Genomic DNA, 26,260 nt, shown 5'->3' with positions numbered 1-26,260 from the left:
TCTCAGCGACCGCTGAACTCGGGCGTGCGCTTGTCGAGGAATGCCTCGACGGCGGCGGCGTGGTCGGCGGTCGCCCCGAGGTGGCGTTGTGCGTCGTACTCGCGGTCCAGCGCTGCGCTCAGCCCGTCGGTTCCGGCCCCGATGAGATCCTTGATCCGGCGGAACGCCTCGGTGGGTCCGTCGGCGAGGCGCCGAGCGAGATCCGCTGCGGCGGAGTCGAAGTCCGCATCCTCGGCGACGCGATGCACCAGGCCCCAATTGAGGGCCTGCGCGGCGTCGATGCGATCGCCGAGCATCAGCAGTCCGGTGGCGCGGCTACTGCCGAGCATGGAGACCAGATGATGCGAGAGGCCCGAGTCACTCGCCAGACCGATGCCCGCGAATGCGGTCGCGAAAGTGGCATTCTGCGAGGCGATCCGGATGTCGGCGGTCAGCGCGATCCCGAATCCCGCACCGACGCAGGCGCCTCGGACGGCCGCGATCACCGGCACCTCGATGCCCGCGAGCGCCCGAATGACCGGGTTGTAGTGGTCGGCGACGGTGTCCATGGCGTGCTCGGGCGACTTCTTCAGTTCGGCGACGTGATCGCCGAGATCCTGTCCGACGCAGAAGTTCTTGCCCTCGGCCGCCAGCAATACCGCACGTACCGTGCGATCACCTGCGACCTTCTCGATCGCCTGGCGCAACGCCGTCTTGGTCTCGACGTCGAGCGCGTTGTGGGCGCGCGGGCGCGCCAGCGTGATGGTGGCGAGTCCGTCGGTGATCTCCAGTGTCGCTGTCATCTGTCAGCCTTCCAATCGTAGAAGCCACGGCCGGACTTGCGACCGAGTTCACCGCGGGCAACCTTGTCGCGCAGCAGTTGTGGCGGTTCGAATCTCGCCCCGAGGGTCGCGGCGAGGTGGTCGGCGACGGCCAACCGCACGTCGAGTCCGACGAGATCGGTCGACCGGAGCGGACCCATCGGGTGCCGATAGCCCAATTCCATGGCGCGGTCGATGGATTCGGCGTCGGCAACGCCTTCTTCGACCATCCGGATGGCTTCGAGACCCAGGTGGACCCCGAGCCGGCTCGTGGCGAATCCCGGGGAGTCGTTGACGACGATCGCCGTCTTGCCGAGGGCGTCGACCCATCCGCGGACGGCGTCGACGGTGCTCTGGGCGGTGGTGCCGGCCCGCACGATCTCGACGAGTTCGGAGACCGGCACCGGATTGAAGAAGTGCATGCCAACGAATCGTGACGGGTCGGGCAGTGCCGCACCGAGTTCGGAGATCGACAGGGAACTCGTGTTGGAGGCGGTGACGGTGGTGGCGGCCACCGTCTCGGCGACCTGTGCGAGAACGTCGAGTTTGAGCGCGACGTTCTCGGGAACCGCCTCGACGACCAGACCGAGATCCGTCGGCAACGCGCGGGGTTCACCGACGGTGTGCACCCGTGTCAGAACCTCGTCGGGTGCCCGTCCCCCCAATTGGCCGCGGTCCGCGGCGCGTTGCAGACCGGTCGCGACACGACTGCGGGCTCCCTCCTGGTCGAGCGGGTCCGCGATGGTCACCGTGACACCGCGCTCGGCGAAGACCTGCGCGATGCCCGCGCCCATTCGTCCGCCACCGACGACGCCGACGGTTGCCGGGAGATCGCCGCCAGAAGTGCTGCTGTTCATGACTTCTTCTCCAGGAATGCGGCCATGCGGTCGGTCTTGTCGGGTCCTTCGAAGAGCACGGCCTGTGCGATGTCGTCGGCCCACGGGTGATGCCCGGGGGCGTCGATGACGGTCTTCGACAGGCGCAGCGCCAGCGCCGACTGCGCGACGATGCGATCGATGACGGTCTCGGCGACGGCGAACGGGTCGTCGGCGACCTCCATGACCAGGCCGTGACGGAATGCCTGCTCGGCGTCGAGTCGCGCGCCGGCGAGCAGGATCTGTTTGGCGACCGAGATGCCGACGAGTTGCGGGAGGCGGTAGCTCGCGCCGGCCGCGGCGAGGATGCCCAGAGCGGGCTCCGGGTTGCCGAACACCGCATCCGGTGCGGCGATGCGGATGTCGCAGGCATAGGCGAGTTCGGCACCACCACCGAGCGCGTAACCCTCGACGACGGCGACAGTGGGAAGCGCGAGCGCCGCGATCCGGTCGAACAGGGTGCGATTGATCCCGGCCAGGGCATCGTCGCGGGTACGTCGGGCGAGCTGTGCGATGTCGGCGCCGCCCGCGAAGTTGCGTCCGGCCCCGCACAGCAGCACCGGTTTGGGCGCCCGCTCGACGATCGCACACACCCGGTGCAGTTCGGCGATCATCTCGCCGGTGATCGCGTTGCGACGCTCCGGACGGTTCAGCGTGACCCGGTAGCGATCACCGTCGTCGGAGATCACCACGTGGTCGAGATCGACGGGTGGTGTGTCGGTGGTCACCGCACCGGCCATGATTGGCCCTCCTCACACTGTGGACCCCTCCATTAATAACCGACCTTTTGGTCGGTTGCAACCCCTTGCCCACCCCGGACGCCACTCCGCGGACTCTTTGCCATCATGAGATCCATGACCACAGCGAAACCGGCCAAGCGCACCGGCCGCCCGGGGCGCCCCGGTTACGACCTCGACTCGCTGCTCGCGGTCGCGGTCAAGGTGTTCAACGAGAAGGGGTACGACGGCACCAGCATGGATGTGCTCGCCGACCGGCTCGGGATCAGCAAGTCGTCGATCTATCACCACGTCTCGGGCAAGCAGGAACTCCTCGAGCTGGCTCTCGGGCGTGCACTCGGAGCACTCTTCGCCGCCACCACCGAGGCCGGCACGACCGAAGGCCGGCACATCGATCGGCTGGAATACCTGGTCAGACGGAGTGTGGAGATCCTTGCCGCCGAACTCCCCTACGTCACGCTGCTGCTGCGGGTACGTGGCAACTCGGTCGTCGAGCGCCGAGCACTGGCCCGTCGACGCGAGTTCGACGAGTTCGTCGGCAACCTCGTCATCGGCGCCGCCGAGGAGGGCGATGTCTCGCCGGAGGTCGACCCGGCGCTGGTGGCGCGGCTGCTGTTCGGCACGGTCAACTCGCTCATCGAGTGGCACCGGCCCCGCGTCGGGGTCAGCGTCGACGAACTCGCCGACGCCGTGGTCGCGATGACGTTCGACGGACTGCGCCGCCGGCGCTGACACCGCCACCCCTTGACACGGAACCAACGTCCCGGCGATGGTAATTACCGACCGAATGGACGGTAGAGGGAGCTGGGCTGTGAGCCGATTGTTGGAAAGCTGGACACAAGGACGCTGGTACGCCGCGCCCGACGAGGGCACGCCGTTGCTCGACGCCGTCGACGGATCGGAGGTGGCGCGGATCTCGGCGACCGGTGTCGATCGCGCCGCGATGGTCGAATATGCACGCACCGTCGGCGGAGAGGCGCTGGCCACGCTGACCTTCCACGAGCGGGCCGGGTTGCTCAAACAACTGGGCCTCACCCTCATGGCGGGCAAGGACGAGTTCTATGAACTCTCCCGCAAGACCGGCGCCACCGACCGCGACAGCGCCGTCGACATCGACGGCGGATTCGGGACCGTCCTGAGTTACGCGAGCAAGGCACGACGGGAATTGCCCAACGACACCGTCTATCTCGACGGCCCGGTCGAGCCGCTCGGCAAGAAGGGCACCTTCCTCGGCCAGCACCTCTACACCTCGCGACGCGGGGTTGCGGTGCAGATCAATGCCTTCAACTTCCCGGTGTGGGGTTTCCTGGAGAAGCTGGCCCCGGCGTTCATCGCCGGCGTGCCCACGATCGTCAAACCCGCCAGTGCCACTGCCTATCTCACCGAGCTCGTGGTCCGCCGCATCGTCGAGAGCGGCATCCTGCCCGAGGGGTCGGTGCAACTACTGTGCGGAAGCGCGGGCGATCTGCTCGACCATCTCGACGGACAGGATTCGATGGCGTTCACCGGCTCGGCCGACACCGCCGCCGTGCTGCGCGCCCATCCGACGGTGGTGGCATCCGGGTTGCACTTCACCGCCGAGGCGGACTCACTCAACGCATCGATCCTCGGTGCCGACATCGGCGTCGGCGATCCCGAATTCGACCTGTACGTGCGGCAACTCGTCACCGAGATGACCGTCAAGGCCGGGCAGAAGTGCACCGCGATCCGCCGCGCCCTGGTCCCCGAGCCGCTTGTCGATGCCGTCGTCGAGGCCGCGTCGGCGAGACTGGCCACGATCCGCGTCGGCAATCCCGCCGCCCCCGACGTGCGGATGGGCGCGCTCGCGAGTATCGAGCAGCGCGACGAGGTCCTGAAATCACTTCGGGGACTGACCAAATCGGCCGACATCGTCTTCGGCGACCCCGACCACGTCGAGCTCGTCGACGCCGAGCGGTCAAAAGGCGCATTTCTCTCGCCGATCCTGTTGCGCGCCAACGACAGCTGGGCGCCGGAGATCCACGACATCGAGGCCTTCGGCCCAGTGTCGACGGTCATCGGCTACCGCGACACCGACGACGCCATCGCCCTCGCCGCCCGCGGCCGTGGATCGCTGGTCGCCTCATTGGTGACCGCCGATACCGATGTCGCGGCGACCGTCGTGCGCGGCATCGCCGCCTACCACGGTCGCATTCTGGTGCTCAACGCCGAGGATGCCGCCGAATCCACCGGCCACGGCTCACCGCTGCCGGTCCTGGTGCACGGCGGCCCCGGCCGCGCGGGTGGCGGGGAGGAACTCGGCGGCATCCGCGGCGTGCTCCACCACATGCAGCGCACCGCGGTGCAGGGCACACCGAACATCCTCACCGCGATCGGACGGCGTTGGGTCAGCGGCGCCGACCGCGTGCACACCGACGTGCACCCGTTCCGGAAGAATCTGTCGCAGTTGCAGATCGGTGACACCATCGTCGGTGGGCCGCGTCAGGTGACGCGCGCCGACATCGACCACTTCGCAGAATTCACCGGCGACACCTTCTATGCACACACCGACCCGGAGGCTGCCGCGGCCAACCCCCTCTTCGGCGGCATCGTCGCCCACGGATACCTGGTGGTGTCGCTGGCCGCGGGCCTGTTCGTCGACCCGGCACCGGGTCCGGTGCTGGCCAACTTCGGTGTCGACGGATTGCGATTCCTCACCCCGGTCAAAGCCGAGGACAGCCTCACCGTCACGTTGACGGCCAAACAGATCACGCCGCGCCAGAGCGCCGATTACGGTGAGGTGCGCTGGGATGCCGTCGTCACCAATCAGAACGACGACCCGGTCGCTACCTACGACGTGCTCACCCTCGTCGCCAAAGCCGAAAAGGAGTAATCGACATGACCGTTCGCGTTGCCGTCTGCTACGGACAACCCACCGACCCCGCCGCGTTCGACGACTACTACGAGCGGGTGCACATCCCGCTCGCGAATGCGATCCCGGGCCTGACCGAGTACACCTATGCCAAGGTGTCGACGCTGGACGGCTCCGAGCCGCCGTATTATTCCGTGGCGAGCCTGTACTTCGCCGACGAGGACTCGTTGAAGGCCGGACTGGGGTCTCCCGAGATGGCCGCCGCCGCAGGCGATGTGCCCAACTTCGCCACCGGTGGGGTCACCATGTTCACCCACGCCGAGACCTCGGTGCGTCCGTGACGTCGGTTCCCGACGAGGTCACCGACCACGCGATCGCGCGGCGGATGTTCGCCGAGGACAACGCCTCTCGCGCGCTCGGCATCGAGCTCCTCGAGCTCGGTGCCGGGCGGGCGCGGATGTCGATGCGCATCGGAGCACAGATGGTCAATGGCCACGGCATCACCCACGGCGGTTACGTGTTCCTCCTCGCCGACACCGCGTTCGCGCTCGCCTGCAACAGCGGTGACGACGCCGCGGTTGCCGCCCGCTGCGACATCCGCTTCCTACGTCCCACCCACGCCGGTGACCTGCTCGTCGCCGACGCCCGCGAGGTCGCGGGCTTCGGGCGCAACGGGATCTACGACGTCACCGTCACCAGCGGTGAGCAGGTGGTCGCCGAATTCCGCGGTGACAGCCGCACCATCGCCCGCCCCTGAGCCACGCGCCGGCCGGTCTCAGACGCGGACGACGATCTTCCCGCGCACGTGGCCGGACTCGCTGCGCTCGTGCGCGGCGGCGGCATCGGCCAGGTCGAACACCTCGGCGATCTCGGGAGTCAGGGCACCCGTCTCGCCGAGTCGGGCGAGTTCTGCGAGATCGGTGGCGTCGGGCCGCACCCAGACGTACTGGCCACCGAACTCGTCGCGCGCCCGCGCATCGGTGATGGAGGCGACGGTGCCGCCCGCGCGTAACACCTCCGGTACCGAGTCCAGCGCGTCACCGCCGACATAGTCGAGAACCGCGTCCACACCTCGGGGTTCGAGCGCGCGTACGCGCTCGGCCAGCCCGTCTCCGTAGGTCACGGGTTCGGCGCCGAGGCGTCGGAGGAAGTCGTGATTGGCGGCCGACGCCGTGCCGATCACCCTGGCGCCCATCGACCGCGCGATCTGCACGGCAAACGAGCCGACGCCACCGGCAGCGGCGTGGACGAGCACCGTGTGCCCCGATCGCACTCCCGCGCGCCGAATCGTCTGGTACGCGGTGAGCCCGGCGAGCGGAACGGCCGCGGCCTCCTCGAACGACCACCCGGCCGGCTTGCGGGCGAGGGTTCGCACCGGTGCCGCGACGAGTTCGGCGAGCGTTCCGCCCGCCACCTCCCCACCGACGATGTCTTTGCGGACGTAGCCGAACACCTCGTCGCCGACCTCGAATTCCGGTGTGTCCAAACCCACTTGCTCGACGACACCGGCGACATCCCATCCCGGGACGACCGGGAACACGGTGTCGAGCACCTCGGCGAGGTAACCCTGACGAACCTTCCAGTCCACGGGATTGACACTCGAGGCGCGCACGCGCACGAGAACGGAGTCGGGTCCGACGTGAGGTGTCGGCAGATCGCGCAGCGTCAGGACATCGGAGCCGCCGAAGCGGTCATAGGTGATTGCTCGCATGGTCGCTGCAACGGGCTTCCCGATCGATTGATTCCGTGGGTTGTCGACCGCTCTGACAGCATTCGGGAAAACCGATGCAATGCACCGATTAATACCGCTGTACAGATTCAACAGCTTCACGCGATCCTTGATCCGACGCACGAGACATTGGGCGAACGTTGGAGGTTGACAGTGGAGAACGAGCAGATCGACGTGGTCATCGTCGGTGCCGGGCAGGCCGGTATCGCCATGAGTGAACACCTCGGCGCGCAGGGAATCGAGCACCTGGTGCTCGAGCGTGATCGCGTCGCCGAGCGCTGGCGCTCGTGGCGGTGGGACTCCCTCGTCGCCAACGGGCCGGCGTGGCACGACCGCTTCCCGAACATGCAGTTCGATGCCGACCCCGATTCCTTCGTCGGAAAGGACGGCGTCGCCGACTATCTCGCAGCCTACGCCTCGATGATCTCCGCGCCCATCCGCACCGGTGTCGAGGTGATCTCGGTCCGACGACACAACGGCCGCTCGGGTTTTCGTGTCGAAACGAGCGAGGGCACCATCGACGCCCGCTTCGTCGTCTCGGCAACCGGGGCCTTCCAGAAGCCCGTCATCCCGCCGCTGGTACCCGCCGATTCGGCACTGCACCAGATCCATTCGAGTTCCTATCACCGGCCACAGCAGCTACCCGACGGCGCGGTACTCGTCGTCGGTGCCGGCTCGTCGGGTGTGCAGATCGCCGACGAGCTCCGCGAATCGGGGCGTACGGTTTATCTTGCGGTCGGACCGCACGACCGTCCCCCGCGCAACTATCGCGGCCGTGACTTCTGTTGGTGGCTCGGCGTTCTCGGCAAGTGGGACATGGCCGTTCCGCCCGCCGGGGCCGAGCATGTCACGATCGCCGTCAGCGGCGCTCACGGCGGACACACCGTCGATTTCCGCAGCCTCGCCGCCGATGGCATCACCCTGCTCGGACGTGCGGAGGCCGTCGTCGACGGAGTCATGACCTTTGCCGACGACCTGCGCGCCAACATCGAGGCCGGCGACGCCAATTACCTGTCGATGCTCGACGAGGCCGACGCCCACATCGCCCGTAACGGGCTCGATCTGCCCGAGGAACCGCAGGCCCGGGTCATCGGACCCGATCCGGCCTGCGTCACCACACCGGTCCGATCACTCGACCTGGCGGCCCATTCGGTGACCTCCATCGTGTGGGCCACCGGCTTCGCCTACGACTACGACTGGCTACAGGTCGCGGCCCTCGACGAACTTGGTCGGCCGCGGCATCAGCGCGGTGTCTCCAGCGAGCCCGGCGTGTATTTCCTCGGGCTGCCATGGCTGTCGCGACGCGGATCGAGCTTCATCTGGGGTGTCTGGCACGACGCCAAGTATCTCGCCGATCAGATCGCCATCCAGCGCGGTTACCTCGCCTACGAAGCGCCCGCTCTCGCCGCACGCTGAGCCCCGACACCTGACAGCCGAAAGGATTCCCTCCATGAGCGCCGCACCCTCCCGCGGGGTCACCCACACCCGGATCCGTCCGTTCAACACCCGCGACACCTATCCCGAGCAGAACCTCGACAACGATCTGTGCCAGGCCGTCGTCGCAGGCGGCGTGGTGTACCTGCGCGGTCAGATCGGACAAGACCTCGACACGCGCGAGTCGATCGGCATCGGCGATGTCGAGGCACAGGCCGACAAGGCCATGGCCAACATCGCGATGCTGCTCGACGAGTCGGGGAGTTCGCTGCGCGACATCGTCAAGGTCACCGTGTATCTCACCGACATCCGGTTTCGTGAGACCGTGTACCGCGTGATGGGCCGATGGCTCACGGGTGTCTTCCCCGTCTCCACCGGACTGGTCGTCGAGGCACTCGCCCGACCCGAGTGGCTCGTCGAGATCGATGCGACCGCCGTTGTCAGCGAACCCGTTCTCACCGAACCGAAGTCCGACGATCGATGACACTCTCACTGATCGCCCACGAACCGGCAACGGGTGCCTTCGGCATCGTGATCTGCTCGTCGAGCCCGGCAGTCGCCGCGCGCTGCGCGCACCTGCGGCCAGGTGTCGGTGTGGTCGCCTCGCAGAACATCACCAATCCGGCGCTGGGCACCGCCGTGCTCGACGAGATGGCTGTTGGCGCCAACGCGGCGGATGCTCTGGCAAATGCACTGTCGCGGGAGCGCTTTCCGGACCATCGACAGGTCACCGCGGTCGGGGCCGACGGCACGACAGCAGTGCACTCGGGCTCGCAGAGCCTCGGTGTGTACGGTCACATCGAGGCCGAGAACGTGGTCGCCGCCGGCAATCTCCTGGCCGACGAGAGCGTTCTCACCGAACTGGTGACCGGCTACACCCGCAGTAGGGCAGAACATCTCGAGGAGCGACTACTCGACGGGCTACGTGATGCGCTCGCTGCCGGCGGTGAGGCCGGCCCGGTACATTCGGCCGGACTGCTCGTCGTGGCCGACGTCGACTGGCCGGTCACCGATCTGCGGGTCGATTTCGCCGACGACCCAGTGGGCGAACTGAGTGCCCTCTGGCAGATCTGGGCACCACAGAAGGACGACTACCGGGTGCGCGGTATCGACCCGACGCGCGCCCCCTCGTACGGTGTTCCGGGGGATCTGTGAGCACCCTTGACTCGGCGCTCGCCGATAAGATCGCCGCCGACCACTCGCTGCTGACCACGCTGTCCCGGGAGCTGTACGATGATCCCGAGATTGCCTGGGAGGAAGTACGTTCGGCGCGGCGGGTGGCCGATCGCCTGTCCGACGCCGGCTTCGAGATCACGGAGAAATACTGCGGGCTCGACACCGCCTTTGCCGCGACGATCGGGACCGGCGACCTCCATTTCGCGCTGTGCGCCGAGTATGACGCACTTCCTGGCCTCGGTCACGCCTGCGGCCACAATCTGATCTCGGCGATCACCGTCGGTGCGGCGCTCGCTCTCGCGCCGCTCACCGACGATCTCGGGTTGCGTCTGACCGTCATCGGCACACCGGCCGAAGAGGGCGGCGGGGGCAAGATCGAGATGCTCGAACGCAATGGTTTCGATGGTCAACACGCTGCCGCAATGGTGCATCCAGGACCAGTCGATGTGGCGCGGGCCCGGCCATTTGCTGTGTCGCACAACCATATCGAGTATCACGGCAAGGCTGCGCACGCCGCCGCCTACCCCGAGCGTGGGGTCAACGCCGCCGATGCGTTCACTGTCGCGCAGGTTGCGATCGGGCTGCTTCGGCAACAGCTGCCGTCGTCGGTGCGCGTGCACGGGATGATGACCCGTGGCGGGGAGGCGCCCAACGCCATCGCCGAGCACACCGAGGGCCGCTGGTATGTGCGGGCCGAGACGCTCGCCGAACTCGCCGAGGTGACGCCCCGGGTACTGCGCTGCTTCGAGGCCGGCGCCCTGGCGTCCGGGGCTCGGCTCACTGTGACACCCGAATCCCGTCCGTACGCCGAATTCCGCACCGACGAGCAACTTCTCGGACTGTACGAACGTCGTGCCACCGCACTCGGCCGGCGTTTCGAGACCGGACCGGACTCGATGATGGCACGGGCATCGACCGACATGGGCAATGTGTCGCAGCTACTCCCCGCGATCCATCCCTACATCGGTATCGATTCGATGCCGGCGGTCAATCACCAGGCCGAGTTCGCCGCGGCCACCCTGAGCCCGGCCGCCGAGACTGCGATCGCGCACGGTGCGCTCGCGATGGCGGGAACCGTTGTCGACGCCGCGATGCAGTCGACTGTTCGGACTCGTCTGCTGGGCGCCCACTGACCCACCGTCCCCCACCGACCCAACGGAGGAGAACATCGTGTCCACCGAGCCTCATGCCGCCTTCCGTATCGAACACGACCTGCTCGGCGACCGGGAGATCCCCGCCGGGGCCTACTACGGTGTGCACACCGCCCGTGCACTCGAGAACTTCCCGATCAGCGGGGTTCCGATCGCCGTCCACCGCGATCTGGTGATTGCACTGGCCTCGGTCAAACAAGCAGCAGCGCAGACCAATCGCGAACTCGGGCTCCTCGACCCAGTCATCGCCGGGGCGATCACGGACGCCTGTACCGAGATTCGCGGGGGCGCGCTACACAATCAGTTCGTTGTCGACCAGATCCAGGGCGGCGCGGGAACGTCGACGAACATGAACGCCAACGAGGTCATCGCCAACCGTGCACTCGAGATCCTCGGTCACCCGCGAGGCACCTACACCGTCGTGCACCCGCTCGAGCACGTCAATCTCGGGCAGAGCACCAACGACGTCTACCCGACGGCGGTCAAGGTGGCCCTCGGATTCGCCGCTCGCGCCCTGGAGACCTCGCTGCGCGAACTGGCGGCGCGCTGTGTGGCCAAGTCGCAAGAATTCGGCGACATGCTCAAGCTCGGACGCACCCAATTGCAGGACGCGGTGCCGATGACCCTGGGCCAGGAGTTCGGCGCGTACGCGGTGACCATCGTCGAGGACGCCGACCGGATCGCCGAGGCTGCCCTGCTGATCGCCGAGATCAACTTGGGCGGCACCGCCATCGGAACCGGTCTCAACACCGATCCGGAGTACGCCGCACGGGCCTGCGAACATCTGCGCACCATCACCGGTTTGCCGCTGAGCACCGCCGGCGATCTCGTGGAGGCAACCTCCGACGTCGGCGCATTCGTGCAGCTGTCCGGGGTCACCAAACGGACCGCGGTGAAGCTGTCCAAGATCTGTAATGATCTGCGGCTCTTGTCCTCCGGACCCCGCGCAGGCTTCAACGAGATCAATCTCCCGCCGGTGCAGGCGGGGTCGAGCATCATGCCGGGCAAGGTCAATCCGGTAATCCCGGAAGCGGTCAACCAGGTGGCCTTCGAGGTGGTCGGCAATGATCTGACGATCACCATGGCCGCCGAGGCCGGACAGTTACAGCTCAACGCATTCGAGCCCATCATGGCTCGTGCACTGCTGTCGTCGCTGACCCACCTGACCGCCGCCGTGGACGTTCTCGGCGAACGCTGCATCGCAGGCATCACCGCCAATCCCGATCGTATGCGCGAGGCCGTCATGGGATCGGCGAGCCTGGCCACTGTCCTGAATCCGCTGCTCGGTTACGAGGTGGCCACCGCCCTGGTGGCCGAGGCGATCGCCACCGGCGCTTCGATTCCCGATCTGGTCCGGCGCTCCCGACTCGTCGACGACGACGTCCTGGCACGCATATTCAGTCCTGCACTCCTGTCGCGTCCACACTCGGCGGTCGAGGTCGCGCGCGACCGCCGATGATGTCGGCGCAGGCGAGTACCGCAGCGAGGTAGCCACGGAGTGCGGTACGCGCGGCGTCGGCATCCACCTCGCGGTTACGGGCGACGAGGTGGATGCCGTAGCCATCCTCGAGAGCCACCGCCGTGGCCGCGATCCGTTCGGCGTCATCGCCGAGGTCGAAGACACCGGACTCCACCCCGGCGGAGATGACGTCGCGGTAGAGCGAGACCTCGAGTTCGAACAGTCTCGACATCAGTTCGGCATGACGCGGTTCGCGCGCGCTGTGCAGATGCAACTCGTACAGTGCGGGCCACATCGGATCGTCAGGGTCGCAGACACCGAGGTCCACCAGCATCCGCAACCGGCCCACCGGATTGTCCTGGGTGGTCATGGCCGTTCGCCGACCCCCGTGGAACCGTTCGACGGCCCGCTCGTGGACGGCGAGCAGGAGGTCGTCGAGTTCTGGGTAGTAATAGGCGACCGAGCCCGCCGACATCGCCGCGGCCTCGGCGATGTCCTTGAGCCGCAGCCCGATCAATCCTCGCTCGGCGATGGCAACCGTTGCGGCGGTGATGATCTCGGAGCGCCTGGCATCCTGTCTTCGAGGTCTGGCCATGTGTGCCGATCCTGCCTTGCACCGCCGGGTGATGCAACATGCCCCGGCTGCATCGATCCAGCCGATGTCACGGATCGGATCTTCGCACGACGAGATCCCGCTGACAGCTGTGCGCGGTGGCCGAGCTCGCGATACCGTCGATTCATTCTTTGAGATTGAACCCAAAGAATGAGGTGCTCCCTCACAGTCCAGCCCCCGGAGTGTTCCCATGCGCGATCCCCGCTACGACGTCCTCTTCGAACCGGTCACCATCGGACCGGTCACCGCCCGCAACCGCTTCTTCCAGGTGCCGCACTGCAACGGCATGGGGTACCGCGATCCCTCCGGCGAGGCCGCGATGCGCCGCACCAAGGCCGAGGGAGGCTGGGCCGTGGTCTGCACCGAGCAGGTGGAGATACACCCCACCTCCGACATCGGCCCGTTCATCGAGCTACGCCTCTGGGACGACAAGGACATGCCGGCGATCGCCCGCATCGCCGAGCAGATCCACGAGGGCGGCGCACTCGCCGGCATCGAGCTGGCACACAACGGCCTCAACAGCCCCAATCTCATCAGCCGCGAAACCCCCTTGGCGCCACAACATCTGCCCGTCGTCTCGTGGAACTTCGATCCGGTTCAGGCACGCGCGATGAGCAAGTCCGACATCGTCGACCTGCGCAAGTGGCACGCCGATTCGGTGCACCGATCACTGCGAGCGGGCTACGACATCGTCTACGTCTACGCCGGGCACGCCATCGGCGGCCTACACCACTTCCTCTCGCCCCGCTACAACAACCGCACCGACGAGTACGGCGGGAGCCTGGAGAATCGGGTGCGGTTGATCCGCGAGATCCTCGAGGACACCCGGGAGATCGCCGACGGCAAAGCGGCTGTCGCCTGCCGCATCTCGGTGGATGAACTCCTCGGTGACGACGGCATCACCCGCGCGGAGATGGAGGACGTGTTCGGCCTCATCGGCGAGCACCCCGACCTCTGGGACCTGGTGCTCGGCAGCTGGGAGGACGATTCGGTGACCTCGCGGTTCGGCCCCGAGGCCGAACAGGAACCGTTCGTCACCGGACTCAAGCAGCTCACCACGAAACCCGTTGTCGGCGTGGGCCGCTTCACCTCCCCGGACACCATGGTCCGCCACGTCCGCGGCGGCATCCTCGATCTCATCGGCGCCGCCCGGCCCTCCATCGCGGATCCGTTCATGCCCAACAAGATCGAACGTGGAGATCTCGCGGACATCCGCGAATGCATCGGCTGCAACATCTGCGTGTCCGGCGACTTCACCATGTCGCCCATCCGCTGCACCCAGAACCCGACCATGGGTGAGGAGTTCCGTCGCGGCTGGCATCCCGAACGCATCGCCCCGGCCACCTCGACGTCGTCGGTGCTCGTGGTCGGAGCCGGGCCGGCGGGCTTGGAAGCCGCGCGCTCGCTGGGCAACCGCGGCTATCCGGTGACCCTCACCGAGGCGAGCCGCGTACTCGGCGGGCGCGTGGCCAAGGAGTCCACGCTCCCCGGCCTGTCCGCATGGATTCGGGTCGTCGACTACCGGCTGCAACAGCTCGATCGTCTCGACAACGTGGAGGTCTATCGCGAGTCACCGATGACCGAGCAGGACATCCTCGAGTACGGCTTCGACCACGTGGTGGTCGCCACCGGCTCGTCGTGGCGTCGTGATGGGGTGGGCCGCTGGCACACCCACCCCATCGAGATCGCCCCCACCCCCGAAGTCCTCACCCCCGACGACATCATCGCCGGGCGTCGTCCCGCCGGAAAGCGCGTCGTGCTCTTCGACGACGACCACTACTACCTCGGCGCCGTCATCGCGGAGTTGCTCGCCAAGGAGGGGTATGCGGTCACCCTGGTCACCCCCGCGCCGCAGGTGTCGCAATGGACGGTGAACACCATGGAGGCCCACCGCATCCGGGCTCGGATCATCGAGGCCGGCGTGGAGGTCCGCACCGACACCGCGCTCACCGCGATCGGTGCCGGCTGCGTCGGCACCGCCTGCCGATTCACCGGGCGCACCGGAGAACTCGACGCCGACGCCGTCGTCCTCGTCACCGCCCGACTCCCCCACGACGAGCTGTACACGGCCCTGCACGCACGTGCCGACGAGTGGTCTGCCGCAGGCGTGCGCTCGGTACGCGGCATCGGCGACGCGTGGGCACCCTCGACGATCGCCGCCGCGGTGTGGGCGGGCCATCGGTACGCCGAGGAACTCGATGTCGAGAAGTCCGATGACCCGGTGCCGTTCCGGCGCGAGGTCACCCAGTTGTCCATCGAACCGGTGTTCCGGACACCGGTGACGGCCTCGTGACCAGCCCGAAGGAGTAACCATGTACGCCTCTCATGTCTTCACCAATGCCGCACTCTGGCGGCCGGATGACGTGAGCGGTGCCGATACCCTCGCCGTGGCCGACGGAGTGATCATCTCCGTCGGCCGCGGCGTCGATCGGGCACTGCTCGGGCCCGCCACCGAGGTCCACGACCTCGGTGGCGCAAGCCTCCTGCCGGGCTTCGTCGACGCCCACGTGCATCCGGTGGCCGGCGGGCTCGCCGCCCTCCGGTGCGACCTGTCCGAGCTGCCGCACACCCGACGCGGCTACCTCGACGCGATCGCCGCATATGCGCGTGCCCATCCGGACGAGCCGGTGATCAGTGGAAGCGGTTGGTACGGAGATGCTTTCGTCGGTGGTCTACCCACCTGCGGCGATCTCGACGAGGTCGTCGCCGACCGCCCGGTGGTGCTCTCGAGCCATGACGGTCACGGCGTGTGGGTCAACAGCGAGGCTCTCCGCAGGGTCGGCATCGACGCGTCGACACCCGACCCCAGCGGCGGCCGCATCGAGCGGGACGCGCACGGCACACCGACCGGAATCCTCTTCGAGCGCGCCGGCGATCCGGCGAATGCGTTGATCCCCGACTACGACGAGGCCTTCCTGCGGCGCGCACTGCTGATCGCACAGCAGCGCCTGCATGCGGCGGGTGTCACCGGCTGGCAAGATGCCGGCGTCGACATCCCGGCGTTCGGGCTGTCGGATACCCTCGCCACCTACCTCGCCGCCGATGCCGCGGGCGAGCTGACCGCCCGCGTCTGCGGCGCCCTGTGGTGGGCCGCCGACGAGGGCGTCGGGCAGCTCGACACCCTGCGGGAGCGTCGAGCACAGGGCCGGGGACACCGCTTTCACGTCGACACCGTGAAGGTGATGCAGGACGGCATCTGCGAGAACTGCACCGCCGCGATGTTGGCGCCGTACTCGGACCTGCCGGCCGGAGCATCTCCGACAGGACTGTCCTTCATCGATCCTGCCGAGCTCGAGCAGGTGTGTGCACTATTGGTGCGCAACGACTTTCACATCCACATGCACGCCGTCGGCGATCGGGCGGTCCGCGAATGCCTCGATGCGCTGGGCGCCGCGCGGTCGGCACGCCCCGGCTTCGATGCCCGGCATCAGATCGCTCACCTCGACGTGGTCGACCCGGCCGACATCCCGCGGTTCGCGCAACTCGGCGTGATCGCCAACATCCAGGCACTCTGGGCGCGACGCGATACCGAGATCGTCGAACGCAAGCTCCCGCTACTGGGACCCGATCGCGAACCCTTCCACTTCCCGTTCGGGTCGATCCGGGCCGAGGGCGGGGCGCTCGCAATGGGCAGCGACTGGCCGGTGACCGATCCTAATCCGTTGTGGGCCATCCACACCGCGGTGCACCGAACGGGGTCGATCGCCGATCCGCACGCCATCGGAGACGACGCCCGGACGGTACCGCTCGTCGCCGGGGAGGCCATCACCTTGCGCGCGGCCGTCGACGCCTACACGGTCGGCTCCGCCCGCGCCATGCACGCCGAGGATCGCGCGGGCTCGCTGTCCGTCGGCAAGGACGCCGACCTCGTCGTGCTCGATGAAGACATCCGCACGGCCGTCGACATCGGGGCTCTGACCGCGACGATGACGATGGTGGGCGGCACCGTGGTGCACGCCATCTGAGTGCCGTCGTCGGCGAGAGACATCTTCCGACGAGCACGAAACCCGGGGAGGAATGTTGCTCCCCGGGTTTCGGCAGTGGCCGGGCGCGGGCCGACGGCGTGACGCCGCGTCAGCCCAGATACAGCGCGAACTGCTTGAGCAGCGGCTGGGTCACGCGGTACTCGCCACGCCAGCCACGTCGCAGGGTGAACGCCTCGCCGGCGGAGATCGTATGCGCCACACCGTCGTCACCGGTGAGCGTGACCGATCCCTCGAGGACCCGCGCGTACTCGTCACCCGGATAGGACTCGATGAACTCGGTGTATGGCTGTGCCGACCACGAGCCGACGACGAATTTCTCGTCCGCGCTGACGAGGTGGGTGGCCTCGCGCTCGGCGGGGTCGCCGGCACGCAGGGTCTCCGAGGTGACGTAGGCGCTCGGCGTCATCGCGGTGCGGGCGGCGTCGTCGGTGGAGATGATCTGCGGGGTGGTCGATTGCAGGGTGCTCATGGGTACTCCTTCAGGGGTGATCGATCGGTGACAGGTGATCCGGCGAATGCCGGCTACGAGATCTGTGCGGCGACAGCCGGGGTGTCGGTACCGACCGGCGTCGAGGGGGTCACGCGTCCTCGGAGGTAGCCGACGATCGCGATCAGGGCGAGCACTGCGAGCGTGCCCAGGGTGAACACCTCGAACCGCAGCCGACCCACTCCCCAGGTCTCGACGAAGTCGTAGTGCACACCCATGAGGTTCTCCAGGGTCCCGGGGAACACCGCCACCCAGACACCGAGCGCGGCCCAGAACGTGGTCAGGGCGACAGCCACCGCCAGGCCCGCGCGACCCCCGGGGATCGCATAGGGGCGCTTGATGTCGGCGTGGGTGAATCGCAGCCGCAGTGCTGCCGGGAACACGAACAGATAGGCGACCAGGGACGTCGAGATGGTGATGGTCAGGACGACGGTGAAGGTGGCGGCGCTGTCGCCCCGCGAGAAGAGGACGCCGACGATCATGAACAGCAGCGCGATGACGCCGGTGAAGACGTTGACACGCACCGGCGAATTGCGCTTCTCGTCGAAGCGCGCGAAGTATGGGAAGAAGCCTCCGTCGGAGGCCGCCACTGCCAGAGCGCGATTGGCCGCCACCGCCCACGTGGCGCCGGTGATCCCGAGTCCGATGATGAAGGCGACGACCGCGATCTTGACCAGGATCGACGCGGCCGGACCGTAGACACCGAAGACAGTGTCCACCGCGGCCATGAATCCGCCGATTCCGGTGATCGCCCCGGCCGGGAGGACCAGCAGCAGCGCCAGGACGGGCAGCGCATAGACCGCCAGTCCGACGAACCCGCCGAGCGCGATGCCGCGCGGTACGTCGCGCTGCGGGTTGGCCATCTCGCCGCCCGCCTGACTCGGTACCTCGAACCCGACGAGCGAGAACAGCAGCAGCGGAACGAGTCCCAGGAATCCGGCCATCGTGGGCGACCAGCTGACCGCACCGATGCCGTGAAAACCGTGGTCGATGCCGTAGACGACGGTGGTGATCAGGAAGACCGCGGCGAGGCCGAGCTTGAGATAGGTACCGATCCGGAAGATCACGCGTGCTCGTCGCATCGACAGGAGCGTCACCCCCACCGAGGCGCACACGAAAACGATCTTGAAGGCGAAGTCGCCGAGCGTTCCCGAACCCACCGGATGAATGAAGCCGCTCCACGCCTGGGTACTGATGAACGCAAGCGAGCCGCCGATCCACAGCGGATTGATCGACCAGTACATGACGGTGGCGATCGATCCGGGTAGGCGGCCGAAGGCGCGCTTGACCCATTCGTAGAGGCCGCCCTCGTCGGGGAAAGCGCTGCCCAACTCGGCCGTCACCAGCCCGTACGGGATCATCCAGAGCAGTGCCAGGACGAGCAACCAGGTGAACGTCTCGCCGCCGAACGACGAGATCTCACCGACCATGTCGAGGCTGATCAGCGCCGACAAGATCATGATCGGGACGTCGAGGCGCCGGAGCGACCGTTTCAGATGCAGATCCGGACCGTCCTGGCCTACTGGATGAGTTCCCATGAAACAACTCCTGATTGCGAGAAAAAGTATGACGTGCACTACAAGACTGAGTCTGGCGATCACATCTGTACAGTCGTTGTTTTCTTGGTTTAATATCGGTTCAGTCGAATCAACGGAGGCGGGACATGGCCGACTACACCCTGCGGCAACTCGAGTACTTCGTTGCGGTCGCCGAGGCCGGCAGTATCACCAAAGCCGCCGCCGCCGTCCATCTTTCACAGTCGGCGATGTCGACGGCCCTGACCGACCTCGAGGGCGCCCTCGGCGTGCAGCTGTTGGTACGTCATCACGCGAAGGGCATCACCCTGACCCCGTCGGGTCGGGAGCTCCTCGTGGCGAGCAGGCAACTGCTGACCTCCGCGGCCGATCTGCGGTCCATCGCGCACGGACTGGGCGGCTCACTGACCGGATCGCTGTCGATCGGCTGCTTCGAGGTGATGGCGCCGTACCTGTTACCCGAATTGCTCAGCACCGCTGCGGAAAAGCTTCCGCGTCTACATCTGCAGACCACCGAGGTCGACCTCGCCGATCTCGCCGAGGGCGTCGCCGACGGCACCTTCGAACTCGGTATCGGATACGACCTCGTCGACGACGCCCGTCTCAAGCGGTGGCCGCTGCGTACCGTACCGCCGTACGTGCTCGTGTCGGGGACCCACCGGTTGGCAAAGCGAAAGTCGTTGCGGCTGCGTGAACTCGCCGACGAGCCGATGGCCCTGCTCGATCTACCGCACAGTCGCGACTACTTCGGACGTGTCTTCGGCGACGCCGGGGTGGAGCCCGCGATCCGCTACCGCTCCACGACGGTCGAGACATGTCGGGCGCTCGTCGGACGGGGACTGGCCTACACAGTGCTCAACCTGCAGTCGGCGGTGCCGGTGGCGCTCGACGGACACGCGGTCGCGGCGATCCCGATCGCCGACGACGCCCCGGCACTCACGATGGTGCTGCTCAGCGCGGTCGCCGCCCGTCCCACGCGCCGCGCGGCCGTGGTGGCCGAACTCTGCCGGGATCTGTTCGGGAGTTAAGACGCGGACGCCCCGACCGGCGCAATGAGTTCGGCGGCAATGAGTTCGGCGGCACGTTCGGCGACGCTCATGATGGTGCCGACCGGATTGACCGAGGTCAGCGTCGGCAGCACCGACGCATCCACCACCCGCACACCGCTCACGCCACGCACCCTCAGATCGCTGTCGAGGACGGCGAGCGGGTCACCATCGCGACCCATGCGGCACGTGCCGGACACGTGATAGACCGTCTGGTGCGTCGCTCGCAGCGCGGCCGAGAGCTCCTCGTCGCCGACCACCTCCGGGCCCGGGAATACCTCTCGGACAATCCACTTCGCCATCGGCTCGGTCTCGGCGATGCGACGGGCCGCACGAACACCGGCCAGCAACACGGCCTCGTCCGCCCCGGACTGATCGGTGAAATACCGGTAGTCGATGGCCGGCGGCGTCGCCGGATCGGCATCGGTGATCCACACCCGCCCGCGGCTGCGGGGCTTGGCCACATTGGGTGCGATCGAGACGATGTGCTCGGGCAGTTCGGCACCGGCGGCGACGGCATGATCGGCGACGGCCTCGACCGGAAAGTGCATCAGCACGTCCGGCCGTGCCGGGCTGTCGGCCGAGATCCGCAGCGCCGCACCGGCGTCCCAGCCGGTCGCGCAGGTCGACGGCACGTCGCGATCGGTCTCCCAGACGATCAGCCCCTCGGCATGATCCATCAGGTTCTCGCCCACCCCGGGCAGGTCGAGCAACACCGGCACCCCGGCGGCGCCCACCACGTCCGCGGGACCGATCCCCGATCGCTGCAGGATAGCCGGCGATCCGGGAGCACCGGCGCACACGATCACCTCCACTGCGGCGCGCACCTCGTACTCGGCCCCGTTCTCGTCGACGGCCACCACACCCACCGCGCGTGTCCCGTCGAACAGGATTCGAGAAACCGAACTATTCTGCAGCAGAGTCAGATTGGCGCGCGACCGGACGTCATGGAGATAGTGCACCGACGTCGATGACCGGAGATTGGTGTCCGGGGCGTAACCGATCTCGAAGAAGCCGGCGCCCTCTCCCGTCGAGGCGAAGTCGTCGTCGCTGTTCCACGCCGTCCGCAAAGGCAGGCCGAGCGCCTCCCCGGCCGCGGCGACGACGTCGGCCACGTAGGGGTTGCGATCCTGCTCGGCGACCGGCGTGATGGGGGTGGCCAGTCGATCGAAGCATCGTCCGAGGGTGTGCACATCCCAGCCGACGACGCCGAGGTCGGCCCACTCCTCGAGGTCAGCGGCCAGCGGCCGCCAGGTGATCATCGTATTGGCGGTCGAGCATCCACCGAGAATGTGCATGCGCGACTGGCGGATTCCCGAGTTCCCGCGCTCCTGCGGGATGCTACGGTAATCCTGGTCGTACTCGCTCTCGATCATCTCCGCCCACCGGCGGATCGATCGGGCACGAGGCTCGTGCTCGTCGTCGGGACCGGCCTCGAGCACCGTCACCGTGACGTCGGGGCGTTCGCTGAGCCGTGCGGCGACGATACAGCCTGCGGTGCCACCGCCAACCACCACGTAGTCGCTCATCACGCGACCGACCCCGACACCAGCGAGGCCGACGGCACAGGCATCTTCGCGCGCATCAGCACGTAGTAGAGGGGGCAGATCACCGCGAGCCCCACCAGCCACGAAATATCCACGCCGCCAAGCGATGTAGCAATAGGACCGACCCACAGGGTGGTCGAGAGGAAAGGGATCTGCAACGCGATGCCGAGGACGTAACAGGCGATGGCCGTCCAGTTGAAGCGACCATAGACTCCGCCGTCCTTGGCGAACAGCGAGTCGATGTCGTAGTCACCGTGGCGCAACAGGTAGTAGTCGACGAGGTTGACCGCGGTCCACGGGATCAGCACGCACAGCAGCAGGGAAAGGAAATTGGCGTAGTTGGCCAGGAAGTCGTCGGCGCTGAGAAGGGCAGGCGCCATGGCGATGGCGAAGAGCACGACGGCGATCACCGCGCGGCTCGTTGCCTGCGGACGCCACCACGCAAAGATGTTCTGCCCGATGGTGATCGTCGACAATGCACCACAGTAGAGGTTCATCCCGTTGGTGACGCTGATGCCCACCGCGAAGATCACGAAGAGCCCGGTCGAGATGCCGTGGGTCAGCGTCGACAGGCCGTCGAGGGTGTCGGCGGCGGGCAGAGCAGCACCGACGACCACACCGAGGAGCATCGGCAGCACCGATCCGAGTACACAGCCGGAGTAGGTGGCCCAGAACGCGGTGGTCACCCCGGTGTCCTTGGGTAGATACCGCGTGTAGTCGGAAACGTAGGGCGCATAAGCGATCTGCCATAGTGCCGCGGCCGAGAAGGTGGCCATGAAACCGGCCCAGCCGAATCCGCCGCCATGCCACGTGCCGCTGGGCAGGCCCTGCACCCCGACCATCCACACGAACGCGATGATCAATGCCACACCCGCCACCACCGACAACACCGCGGCCATCGAGTGGATCAACCGGTAGCCGATGATGGTGACACCGACGCTGATCGCACCGATGATCACGATCGCCCAGTTGGTCGGCAGGCCGGTCACCGCCGCGAAGGCCTTGCCACCGAGGACCGCGTTGGAGGCGAAGAACCCCAGGTACATGAAGACGACGAGCACCACCACCAGAAGGCTTCCCAGCGAGCCGAACTGGGCGCGGGTCTGCAGCATCTGAGGCACGCCCATCTGCGGACCCTGCGCGGCGTGCAACGCCATCACAACACCACCGACGACGTTGCCGGCGATCACCGCGAGCGCCCCGGCCCACAACGGCAGACCGAACACGGTGGTCGCGAGCGCGCCGGTGATGATGGTCAGGAGCATGATGTTGGAGCCGAACCACACGGTGAAGATGTCGCGGGCGCGACCGTGCCGTTCGTCATGCGGAATGTGATCGATGGTGCGGCGTTCGAGTGCCGGCGCGGCGCCCGGGGCGCCGGATTCTGGTGTGCTCGTCATGGGTTGGTCGGCTCCTGGCTGGGATCGTGATCGCTGTTCGGCCAGTATTCGACACCGGCCATCCCAGAGAAAACAGAATCTTTCTGGCTTCTGTATCACCGGAGTCGATGCAATACCCACGCCGCTATCTTCGGCTGAACCGATGCAGATCATCCAATAATTCGGCTCAACTGGATCTATCGACCGGCGCGGACATCGGCCATCCTGGGTCCATGCCCGCACCGTCCACACCCACCCCGATCGACTGGCACGCGCGAGCGGCCGGCCTGAAGCCGCCCACCGACGCACTCATCGACGGTCGCCCGGTACCCGCGATCTCAGGCTCCACCTTCGACGTCGTCAACCCGGCGACCGAAGAGGTGCTGGTGAGCGTGTCCGCGTGCGACGCGGCCGACGTCGACGCCGCGGTGGTGGCGGCTCGCCGGGCCTTCGACGACGGCCGGTGGTCCCGCCTGTCGGCCGCCGAGCGTGGCGCGATACTCAACCGCTTCGCCGATCTTCTGCTCGACCACAGCGCCGAACTCGCGCTGCTCGTCACCCTGGAGATGGGGAAGGCCATCACCGATTCGCTCGACGTGGAGATACCCGGCGCGGCTGCGGTCTTTCGCTACTACGGCGAGGTCATCGACAAGATCCCCGGTGAGCTTCCGCCGACCGCCGACGGAAGCGTCGCCATGGTGCGGCGCGTCCCCCTGGGCGTGATCGGCGCGGTGGTGCCGTGGAACTTCCCGCTCGACATCGCCGCCTGGAAACTCGCTCCAGCCCTGGCCGCAGGCAACTCCGTGGTCCTCAAACCCGCCGAGGAGTCACCTCTGTCGGCACTGCGGATGGCCGAGATCGCCCTGGATGCAGGCATACCCGCCGGAGTGTTCAACGTGGTACCGGGCCTCGGGGCCACCGCCGGAGCAGCTCTTGGACGACACCCCGACGTCGACTGCCTCACCTTCACCGGGTCGACGGAGGTGGGCAAGAAGTTCCTGGCCTACAGCGCCGAGTCCAACATGAAACAGGTGTGGCTCGAATGCGGCGGCAAGAGCCCCAACATCGTCTTCGCCGATTGCGCAGATCTCGAGCAGGCAGCGGAGATGGCGTGTTTCGGGATCTTCGGCAACCAGGGCGAGGTGTGCTCGGCCAACAGTCGTCTACTGATCCAGCGTGACATCGTCGACGAGTTCGCCGCCGCACTGATCGACAAGGCGGCGGCCTACCTGCCGGGCGACCCTCTCGATCCGGCATCGAGCGCCGGTGCGATGGTCTCGCGCAAGCAACTCGACCTCGTCCTGCGCTACATCGACCGCGCCCACACCGACGGACGGATCATCCTCGGCGGCAACCGGATCGGCGATACCGGCTTCTTCCTGGAACCGACCGTCGTCACCGACCTGCCGGTCGACTCGCCGGTGGTGACCGACGAGATCTTCGGCCCGCTGCTCGCGATGATCCCCTTCGACACCGAGGAAGAAGCCGTCGCACTGGCCAACGACACCCCGTATGGGCTGGCCGCGTCGGTGTGGACGGCGAGCCTCGACCGAGCCCTGCGTGTGTCCGAGGCGCTGCATGCCGGCACCGTGTCGATCAACACCGTCGACGCGTTGTCGCCGGGCACACCGTTCGGCGGCTTCAAGGGGTCAGGCTTCGGCGCGGACCTGTCAATCCACGCGATCGACAAATTCACCGGCCTCAAAACCACCTGGATCGCCCGGCGCTGAATGCTCGCGCGCCCAATGCTGTTGGCAGGTCAGGAGTTGGCCGCAGCACCCGCCACCGCGGACTCGACGAGATTGCCCTTGTCCAGTGCCGCACCGGCGTTCACCGCCGCAAGCCAGTCGTCCGTCGTGGCCACGGCCGCGAAGTTCGAGTGGTAGAGCACCATCAGCGTGTTGTGCAATTGCTCCGCCGACACCTTGCCCGCATCGTTGGCGAGGTGGATGGCGCCGGTCGCGTCGGAGAGGATCTCCGCGCTCAGACCCCGCGTCTCGGATTCGGCGGCGGTCGCGAGATCACAGTTGTTGGTCATGTACCCGACGATCGTGATGGTGTCGACGCCCCGCTCGGCGAGCCACTCGCCGACCCCGGTGCCGGCGAACACGGTGCCGAACTGTTTGTCGGCCACCTTCCAGTCCGCCCCGATGCGCCGCTCGATGTCGGGATGCAACTGCCAGCCGTGCGAGCCCTCCGCGTACACCGGGAAGTCGGCCGGAAGGGTGTGTCGCAGAGCCACTATGGGTAATCCGGCCTCGGTCGCGGCGTCGATCGCGCGGGTGATGTTGGCCAGCGAGCCCTCGCGCGGCGGGTACTGGATCTGCATCGGACCGTCGAAGTACTCGTTCTGGACGTCGACGACGACGAGTGCGCGGGTGGGTGCGGTCATGTCGGGCCTTCCTTCTGGCTCGGCGGACGGTCATCCTCGCCGTCCCCGACCCACTTTGCTGCGTTACGCTGACCCACGACAGTGGCGCGAATGCCGATTTCCGATGAGATCGTGCCACGGAGTAGGTGCACCGATGCGGGTCGCGATTCATGTGTTCGACGGCGTCAGTCTCTTTCATGTCGCTGCACCCCAAATGGTCTTCCGGGAGGCCGCGGTGCTGGCGCCCGACCCGGCGCTCTGGTCGATCACCTTGTGGGCCGCCCACTCCGGAGATGTCGAGCTCGAGATGGGCCAACGCCTCAGCGGGATCAGTGGTCCCGAGGCGACCACTGCTGCGGACATCGTCATCGTGCCGTCGTGGCCCGAGTCGGCACCGGAGATCGACGACGTGGTGCGCTCGGCTCTGCTCGATGCCCATGGGCGGGGTGCGATCATTGCCGGACTGTGCCTCGGGGCCATCGCCGTCGCCGACACCGGCCTCCTCGAAGGCCGTGGAGCGGTGACGCATTGGCTGGGCACCCGCGAACTGGAGCGTCGTGGGCGCTGCGGCTGGGTCGACGATTCGGTTCTCTACATCGACCACGGCGACGTGATCACCTCGGCCGGCACGGTCTCATCGGTGGATGCCTGCCTGCACCTGCTGCGACGATTGTGCGGCGCCGACCTGGCCAACCGCGTCGCCCGACGCATGGTGGTGGCCCCGCACCGCGACGGCGGCCAAGCGCAATACATCGAACATCCGCTCGCCACAAGCGAATCCGACACCTCGGTCAGCGCGGTGCTGGAATGGGTGATCGGCCATCTGGATTCCGACCTGTCGGTGTCGGGGCTGGCGGCCCGGGCCCGGATGAGCCGACGAAGCTTCCTGCGCCACTTCCGCGACGCCACGGGTACCACCCCCGCGCGATGGGTGACCACCCAGCGAGTCGCCCATGCCCGCACCCTGCTCGAGACCACCGATCTCGACATCGGGCTGATTGCACACCGGTGCGGATTCGGCAGCGAGGTCACCCTCCGCCAGAACTTCGTCGCCCGGTTCGGCGTGTCACCATCGGTGCACCGCAACCAGTTCCGGCCCGGCTGA

At 67.3% G+C, this 26,260-nt stretch carries 24 protein-coding genes; 14 read left to right on the top strand and 10 right to left on the bottom strand.

Annotated features, from left to right (window positions below):
- Positions 1 to 2 precede the first annotated feature (2 nt).
- The 3 genes from GOPIP_RS11180 to GOPIP_RS11170 are packed head-to-tail and all read right to left on the bottom strand — an operon-like array spanning position 3 to position 2,415.
- Entirely contained in the window at positions 3 to 782 is a 780-nt protein-coding gene (locus GOPIP_RS11180) for an enoyl-CoA hydratase-related protein (RefSeq protein WP_006369753.1), read from the bottom strand.
- A complete protein-coding gene (locus GOPIP_RS11175; protein WP_006369752.1) occupies positions 779 to 1,657 on the bottom strand; it encodes a 3-hydroxyacyl-CoA dehydrogenase family protein in 879 nt (292 codons plus the stop codon). The genes GOPIP_RS11180 and GOPIP_RS11175 overlap by 4 nt, the downstream gene beginning before the upstream one ends.
- Positions 1,654 to 2,415 (bottom strand): enoyl-CoA hydratase/isomerase family protein, encoded by a 762-nt coding sequence (locus tag GOPIP_RS11170; RefSeq protein ID WP_006369751.1) that lies wholly within the window; start codon positions 2,413 to 2,415, stop codon positions 1,654 to 1,656. The genes GOPIP_RS11175 and GOPIP_RS11170 overlap by 4 nt, the downstream gene beginning before the upstream one ends.
- 114 nt (positions 2,416 to 2,529) lie before the next feature.
- Between GOPIP_RS11170 and GOPIP_RS11165 the strand changes: the two genes are divergently transcribed.
- From GOPIP_RS11165 to paaI, 4 genes are all read left to right on the top strand, one after another.
- Complete coding sequence (locus tag GOPIP_RS11165) at positions 2,530 to 3,144, top strand: TetR/AcrR family transcriptional regulator (protein ID WP_006369750.1); 615 nt, start codon at positions 2,530 to 2,532, stop codon at positions 3,142 to 3,144.
- A gap of 79 nt (positions 3,145 to 3,223) precedes the next feature.
- Complete coding sequence (gene paaZ, locus GOPIP_RS11160) at positions 3,224 to 5,263, top strand: phenylacetic acid degradation bifunctional protein PaaZ (RefSeq protein ID WP_006369749.1); 2,040 nt, start codon at positions 3,224 to 3,226, stop codon at positions 5,261 to 5,263.
- Between the two features lie 5 nt (positions 5,264 to 5,268).
- Positions 5,269 to 5,583: an EthD family reductase gene (locus GOPIP_RS11155; protein WP_006369748.1), complete on the top strand. Its 315-nt coding sequence runs from the start codon at positions 5,269 to 5,271 to the stop codon at positions 5,581 to 5,583.
- 44 nt (positions 5,584 to 5,627) lie between these two features.
- On the top strand, positions 5,628 to 5,999 hold the full coding sequence (gene paaI / locus GOPIP_RS11150) for a hydroxyphenylacetyl-CoA thioesterase PaaI (RefSeq protein WP_170320195.1): 372 nt from the start codon (positions 5,628 to 5,630) through the stop codon (positions 5,997 to 5,999).
- Positions 6,000 to 6,017: 18 nt separating this feature from the next.
- Here the strand turns inward: paaI and GOPIP_RS11145 are convergent, their stop codons facing one another.
- A complete protein-coding gene (locus GOPIP_RS11145; RefSeq protein ID WP_006369746.1) occupies positions 6,018 to 6,953 on the bottom strand; it encodes an NADP-dependent oxidoreductase in 936 nt (311 codons plus the stop codon).
- Between the two features lie 171 nt (positions 6,954 to 7,124).
- On the opposite strand from GOPIP_RS11145, the gene GOPIP_RS11140 reads away from it, so the two are divergent.
- The 5 genes from GOPIP_RS11140 to GOPIP_RS11120 are packed head-to-tail and all read left to right on the top strand — an operon-like array spanning position 7,125 to position 12,191.
- Positions 7,125 to 8,387, top strand: coding sequence for a flavin-containing monooxygenase (locus tag GOPIP_RS11140; protein WP_006369745.1), 1,263 nt, complete (start codon positions 7,125 to 7,127; stop codon positions 8,385 to 8,387).
- A gap of 34 nt (positions 8,388 to 8,421) precedes the next feature.
- Positions 8,422 to 8,889 carry a RidA family protein gene (locus GOPIP_RS11135; RefSeq protein WP_006369744.1) on the top strand — a complete coding sequence of 156 codons (468 nt, stop codon included), beginning with the start codon at positions 8,422 to 8,424 and terminating at the stop codon, positions 8,887 to 8,889.
- Positions 8,886 to 9,560: a DUF1028 domain-containing protein gene (locus GOPIP_RS11130; RefSeq protein ID WP_006369743.1), complete on the top strand. Its 675-nt coding sequence runs from the start codon at positions 8,886 to 8,888 to the stop codon at positions 9,558 to 9,560. The genes GOPIP_RS11135 and GOPIP_RS11130 overlap by 4 nt, the downstream gene beginning before the upstream one ends.
- On the top strand, positions 9,557 to 10,714 hold the full coding sequence (locus GOPIP_RS11125) for a M20 family metallopeptidase (protein WP_006369742.1): 1,158 nt from the start codon (positions 9,557 to 9,559) through the stop codon (positions 10,712 to 10,714). Before GOPIP_RS11130 ends, GOPIP_RS11125 begins: the two co-directional genes overlap by 4 nt.
- 37 nt (positions 10,715 to 10,751) lie before the next feature.
- Positions 10,752 to 12,191, top strand: coding sequence for an aspartate ammonia-lyase (locus tag GOPIP_RS11120; protein WP_006369741.1), 1,440 nt, complete (start codon positions 10,752 to 10,754; stop codon positions 12,189 to 12,191).
- Here the strand turns inward: GOPIP_RS11120 and GOPIP_RS11115 are convergent.
- Entirely contained in the window at positions 12,130 to 12,786 is a 657-nt protein-coding gene (locus GOPIP_RS11115) for a TetR/AcrR family transcriptional regulator (RefSeq protein ID WP_006369740.1), read from the bottom strand. The two genes, GOPIP_RS11120 and GOPIP_RS11115, sit on opposite strands and share 62 nt — an antisense overlap.
- Positions 12,787 to 12,994: 208 nt before the next feature.
- Here GOPIP_RS11115 and GOPIP_RS11110 point away from each other — a divergent pair, with 208 nt between their 5' ends.
- Both GOPIP_RS11110 and GOPIP_RS11105 read left to right on the top strand, forming a co-directional pair.
- The gene (locus GOPIP_RS11110; RefSeq protein ID WP_006369739.1) at positions 12,995 to 15,097 is read left to right on the top strand and encodes an oxidoreductase; all 2,103 of its coding nucleotides are present in this window, start codon (positions 12,995 to 12,997) and stop codon (positions 15,095 to 15,097) included.
- A gap of 19 nt (positions 15,098 to 15,116) precedes the next feature.
- Positions 15,117 to 16,769: an amidohydrolase gene (locus GOPIP_RS11105; RefSeq protein ID WP_006369738.1), complete on the top strand. Its 1,653-nt coding sequence runs from the start codon at positions 15,117 to 15,119 to the stop codon at positions 16,767 to 16,769.
- 109 nt (positions 16,770 to 16,878) lie between these two features.
- Here GOPIP_RS11105 and GOPIP_RS11100 read toward each other — a convergent pair whose 3' ends face one another.
- Both GOPIP_RS11100 and GOPIP_RS11095 read right to left on the bottom strand, forming a co-directional pair.
- Positions 16,879 to 17,259, bottom strand: a complete 381-nt coding sequence (locus GOPIP_RS11100) for a cupin domain-containing protein (protein ID WP_006369737.1) — start codon at positions 17,257 to 17,259, stop codon at positions 16,879 to 16,881.
- Positions 17,260 to 17,312: 53 nt separating this feature from the next.
- Entirely contained in the window at positions 17,313 to 18,815 is a 1,503-nt protein-coding gene (locus GOPIP_RS11095) for an APC family permease (protein WP_006369736.1), read from the bottom strand.
- A gap of 125 nt (positions 18,816 to 18,940) precedes the next feature.
- Here GOPIP_RS11095 and GOPIP_RS11090 point away from each other — a divergent pair, with 125 nt between their 5' ends.
- Complete coding sequence (locus GOPIP_RS11090) at positions 18,941 to 19,840, top strand: LysR substrate-binding domain-containing protein (protein WP_006369735.1); 900 nt, start codon at positions 18,941 to 18,943, stop codon at positions 19,838 to 19,840.
- Here GOPIP_RS11090 and GOPIP_RS11085 read toward each other — a convergent pair.
- Together GOPIP_RS11085 and GOPIP_RS11080 are read right to left on the bottom strand one after the other, a co-directional pair.
- The gene (locus GOPIP_RS11085) at positions 19,837 to 21,387 is read right to left on the bottom strand and encodes a GMC family oxidoreductase (RefSeq protein ID WP_006369734.1); all 1,551 of its coding nucleotides are present in this window, start codon (positions 21,385 to 21,387) and stop codon (positions 19,837 to 19,839) included. The two genes, GOPIP_RS11090 and GOPIP_RS11085, sit on opposite strands and share 4 nt — an antisense overlap.
- Positions 21,387 to 22,805, bottom strand: coding sequence for a purine-cytosine permease family protein (locus GOPIP_RS11080; protein ID WP_006369733.1), 1,419 nt, complete (start codon positions 22,803 to 22,805; stop codon positions 21,387 to 21,389). Before GOPIP_RS11080 ends, GOPIP_RS11085 begins: the two co-directional genes overlap by 1 nt.
- A 212-nt stretch (positions 22,806 to 23,017) precedes the next feature.
- On the opposite strand from GOPIP_RS11080, the gene GOPIP_RS11075 reads away from it, so the two are divergent.
- On the top strand, positions 23,018 to 24,514 hold the full coding sequence (locus GOPIP_RS11075; RefSeq protein WP_006369732.1) for an aldehyde dehydrogenase family protein: 1,497 nt from the start codon (positions 23,018 to 23,020) through the stop codon (positions 24,512 to 24,514).
- Between the two features lie 29 nt (positions 24,515 to 24,543).
- Here the strand turns inward: GOPIP_RS11075 and GOPIP_RS11070 are convergent, their stop codons facing one another.
- Positions 24,544 to 25,176, bottom strand: a complete 633-nt coding sequence (locus GOPIP_RS11070; RefSeq protein WP_006369731.1) for an isochorismatase family protein — start codon at positions 25,174 to 25,176, stop codon at positions 24,544 to 24,546.
- A 133-nt stretch (positions 25,177 to 25,309) separates the two neighbouring features.
- On the opposite strand from GOPIP_RS11070, the gene GOPIP_RS11065 reads away from it, so the two are divergent.
- Positions 25,310 to 26,260 carry a GlxA family transcriptional regulator gene (locus GOPIP_RS11065; protein ID WP_006369730.1) on the top strand — a complete coding sequence of 317 codons (951 nt, stop codon included), beginning with the start codon at positions 25,310 to 25,312 and terminating at the stop codon, positions 26,258 to 26,260.

This window comes from Gordonia polyisoprenivorans NBRC 16320 = JCM 10675 (genome assembly GCF_000241325.1).
Taxonomy (GTDB): domain Bacteria; phylum Actinomycetota; class Actinomycetes; order Mycobacteriales; family Mycobacteriaceae; genus Gordonia; species Gordonia polyisoprenivorans.
The sequence above is the reverse complement of the archived record's forward strand: the minus strand, read 5'-3'. Positions and strand labels throughout refer to the sequence as shown.

Excerpts from the sequence above, each read along its gene's own strand:
- GOPIP_RS11180 (WP_006369753.1), bottom strand. The coding sequence starts at position 782 with ATGACAGCGACACTGGAGATCACCGACGGACTCGCCACCATCACGCTG.
- GOPIP_RS11175 (WP_006369752.1), bottom strand. The coding sequence starts at position 1,657 with ATGAACAGCAGCACTTCTGGCGGCGATCTCCCGGCAACCGTCGGCGTC.
- GOPIP_RS11170 (WP_006369751.1), bottom strand. The coding sequence starts at position 2,415 with ATGGCCGGTGCGGTGACCACCGACACACCACCCGTCGATCTCGACCAC.
- GOPIP_RS11165 (WP_006369750.1), top strand. The coding sequence starts at position 2,530 with ATGACCACAGCGAAACCGGCCAAGCGCACCGGCCGCCCGGGGCGCCCC.
- GOPIP_RS11155 (WP_006369748.1), top strand. The coding sequence starts at position 5,269 with ATGACCGTTCGCGTTGCCGTCTGCTACGGACAACCCACCGACCCCGCC.
- paaI (WP_170320195.1), top strand. The coding sequence starts at position 5,628 with ATGTTCGCCGAGGACAACGCCTCTCGCGCGCTCGGCATCGAGCTCCTC.
- GOPIP_RS11145 (WP_006369746.1), bottom strand. The coding sequence starts at position 6,953 with ATGCGAGCAATCACCTATGACCGCTTCGGCGGCTCCGATGTCCTGACG.
- GOPIP_RS11135 (WP_006369744.1), top strand. The coding sequence starts at position 8,422 with ATGAGCGCCGCACCCTCCCGCGGGGTCACCCACACCCGGATCCGTCCG.
- GOPIP_RS11130 (WP_006369743.1), top strand. The coding sequence starts at position 8,886 with ATGACACTCTCACTGATCGCCCACGAACCGGCAACGGGTGCCTTCGGC.
- GOPIP_RS11115 (WP_006369740.1), bottom strand. The coding sequence starts at position 12,786 with ATGGCCAGACCTCGAAGACAGGATGCCAGGCGCTCCGAGATCATCACC.
- GOPIP_RS11110 (WP_006369739.1), top strand. The coding sequence starts at position 12,995 with ATGCGCGATCCCCGCTACGACGTCCTCTTCGAACCGGTCACCATCGGA.
- GOPIP_RS11105 (WP_006369738.1), top strand. The coding sequence starts at position 15,117 with ATGTACGCCTCTCATGTCTTCACCAATGCCGCACTCTGGCGGCCGGAT.
- GOPIP_RS11100 (WP_006369737.1), bottom strand. The coding sequence starts at position 17,259 with ATGAGCACCCTGCAATCGACCACCCCGCAGATCATCTCCACCGACGAC.
- GOPIP_RS11095 (WP_006369736.1), bottom strand. The coding sequence starts at position 18,815 with ATGGGAACTCATCCAGTAGGCCAGGACGGTCCGGATCTGCATCTGAAA.
- GOPIP_RS11090 (WP_006369735.1), top strand. The coding sequence starts at position 18,941 with ATGGCCGACTACACCCTGCGGCAACTCGAGTACTTCGTTGCGGTCGCC.
- GOPIP_RS11085 (WP_006369734.1), bottom strand. The coding sequence starts at position 21,387 with ATGAGCGACTACGTGGTGGTTGGCGGTGGCACCGCAGGCTGTATCGTC.
- GOPIP_RS11080 (WP_006369733.1), bottom strand. The coding sequence starts at position 22,805 with ATGACGAGCACACCAGAATCCGGCGCCCCGGGCGCCGCGCCGGCACTC.
- GOPIP_RS11075 (WP_006369732.1), top strand. The coding sequence starts at position 23,018 with ATGCCCGCACCGTCCACACCCACCCCGATCGACTGGCACGCGCGAGCG.
- GOPIP_RS11070 (WP_006369731.1), bottom strand. The coding sequence starts at position 25,176 with ATGACCGCACCCACCCGCGCACTCGTCGTCGTCGACGTCCAGAACGAG.
- GOPIP_RS11065 (WP_006369730.1), top strand. The coding sequence starts at position 25,310 with ATGCGGGTCGCGATTCATGTGTTCGACGGCGTCAGTCTCTTTCATGTC.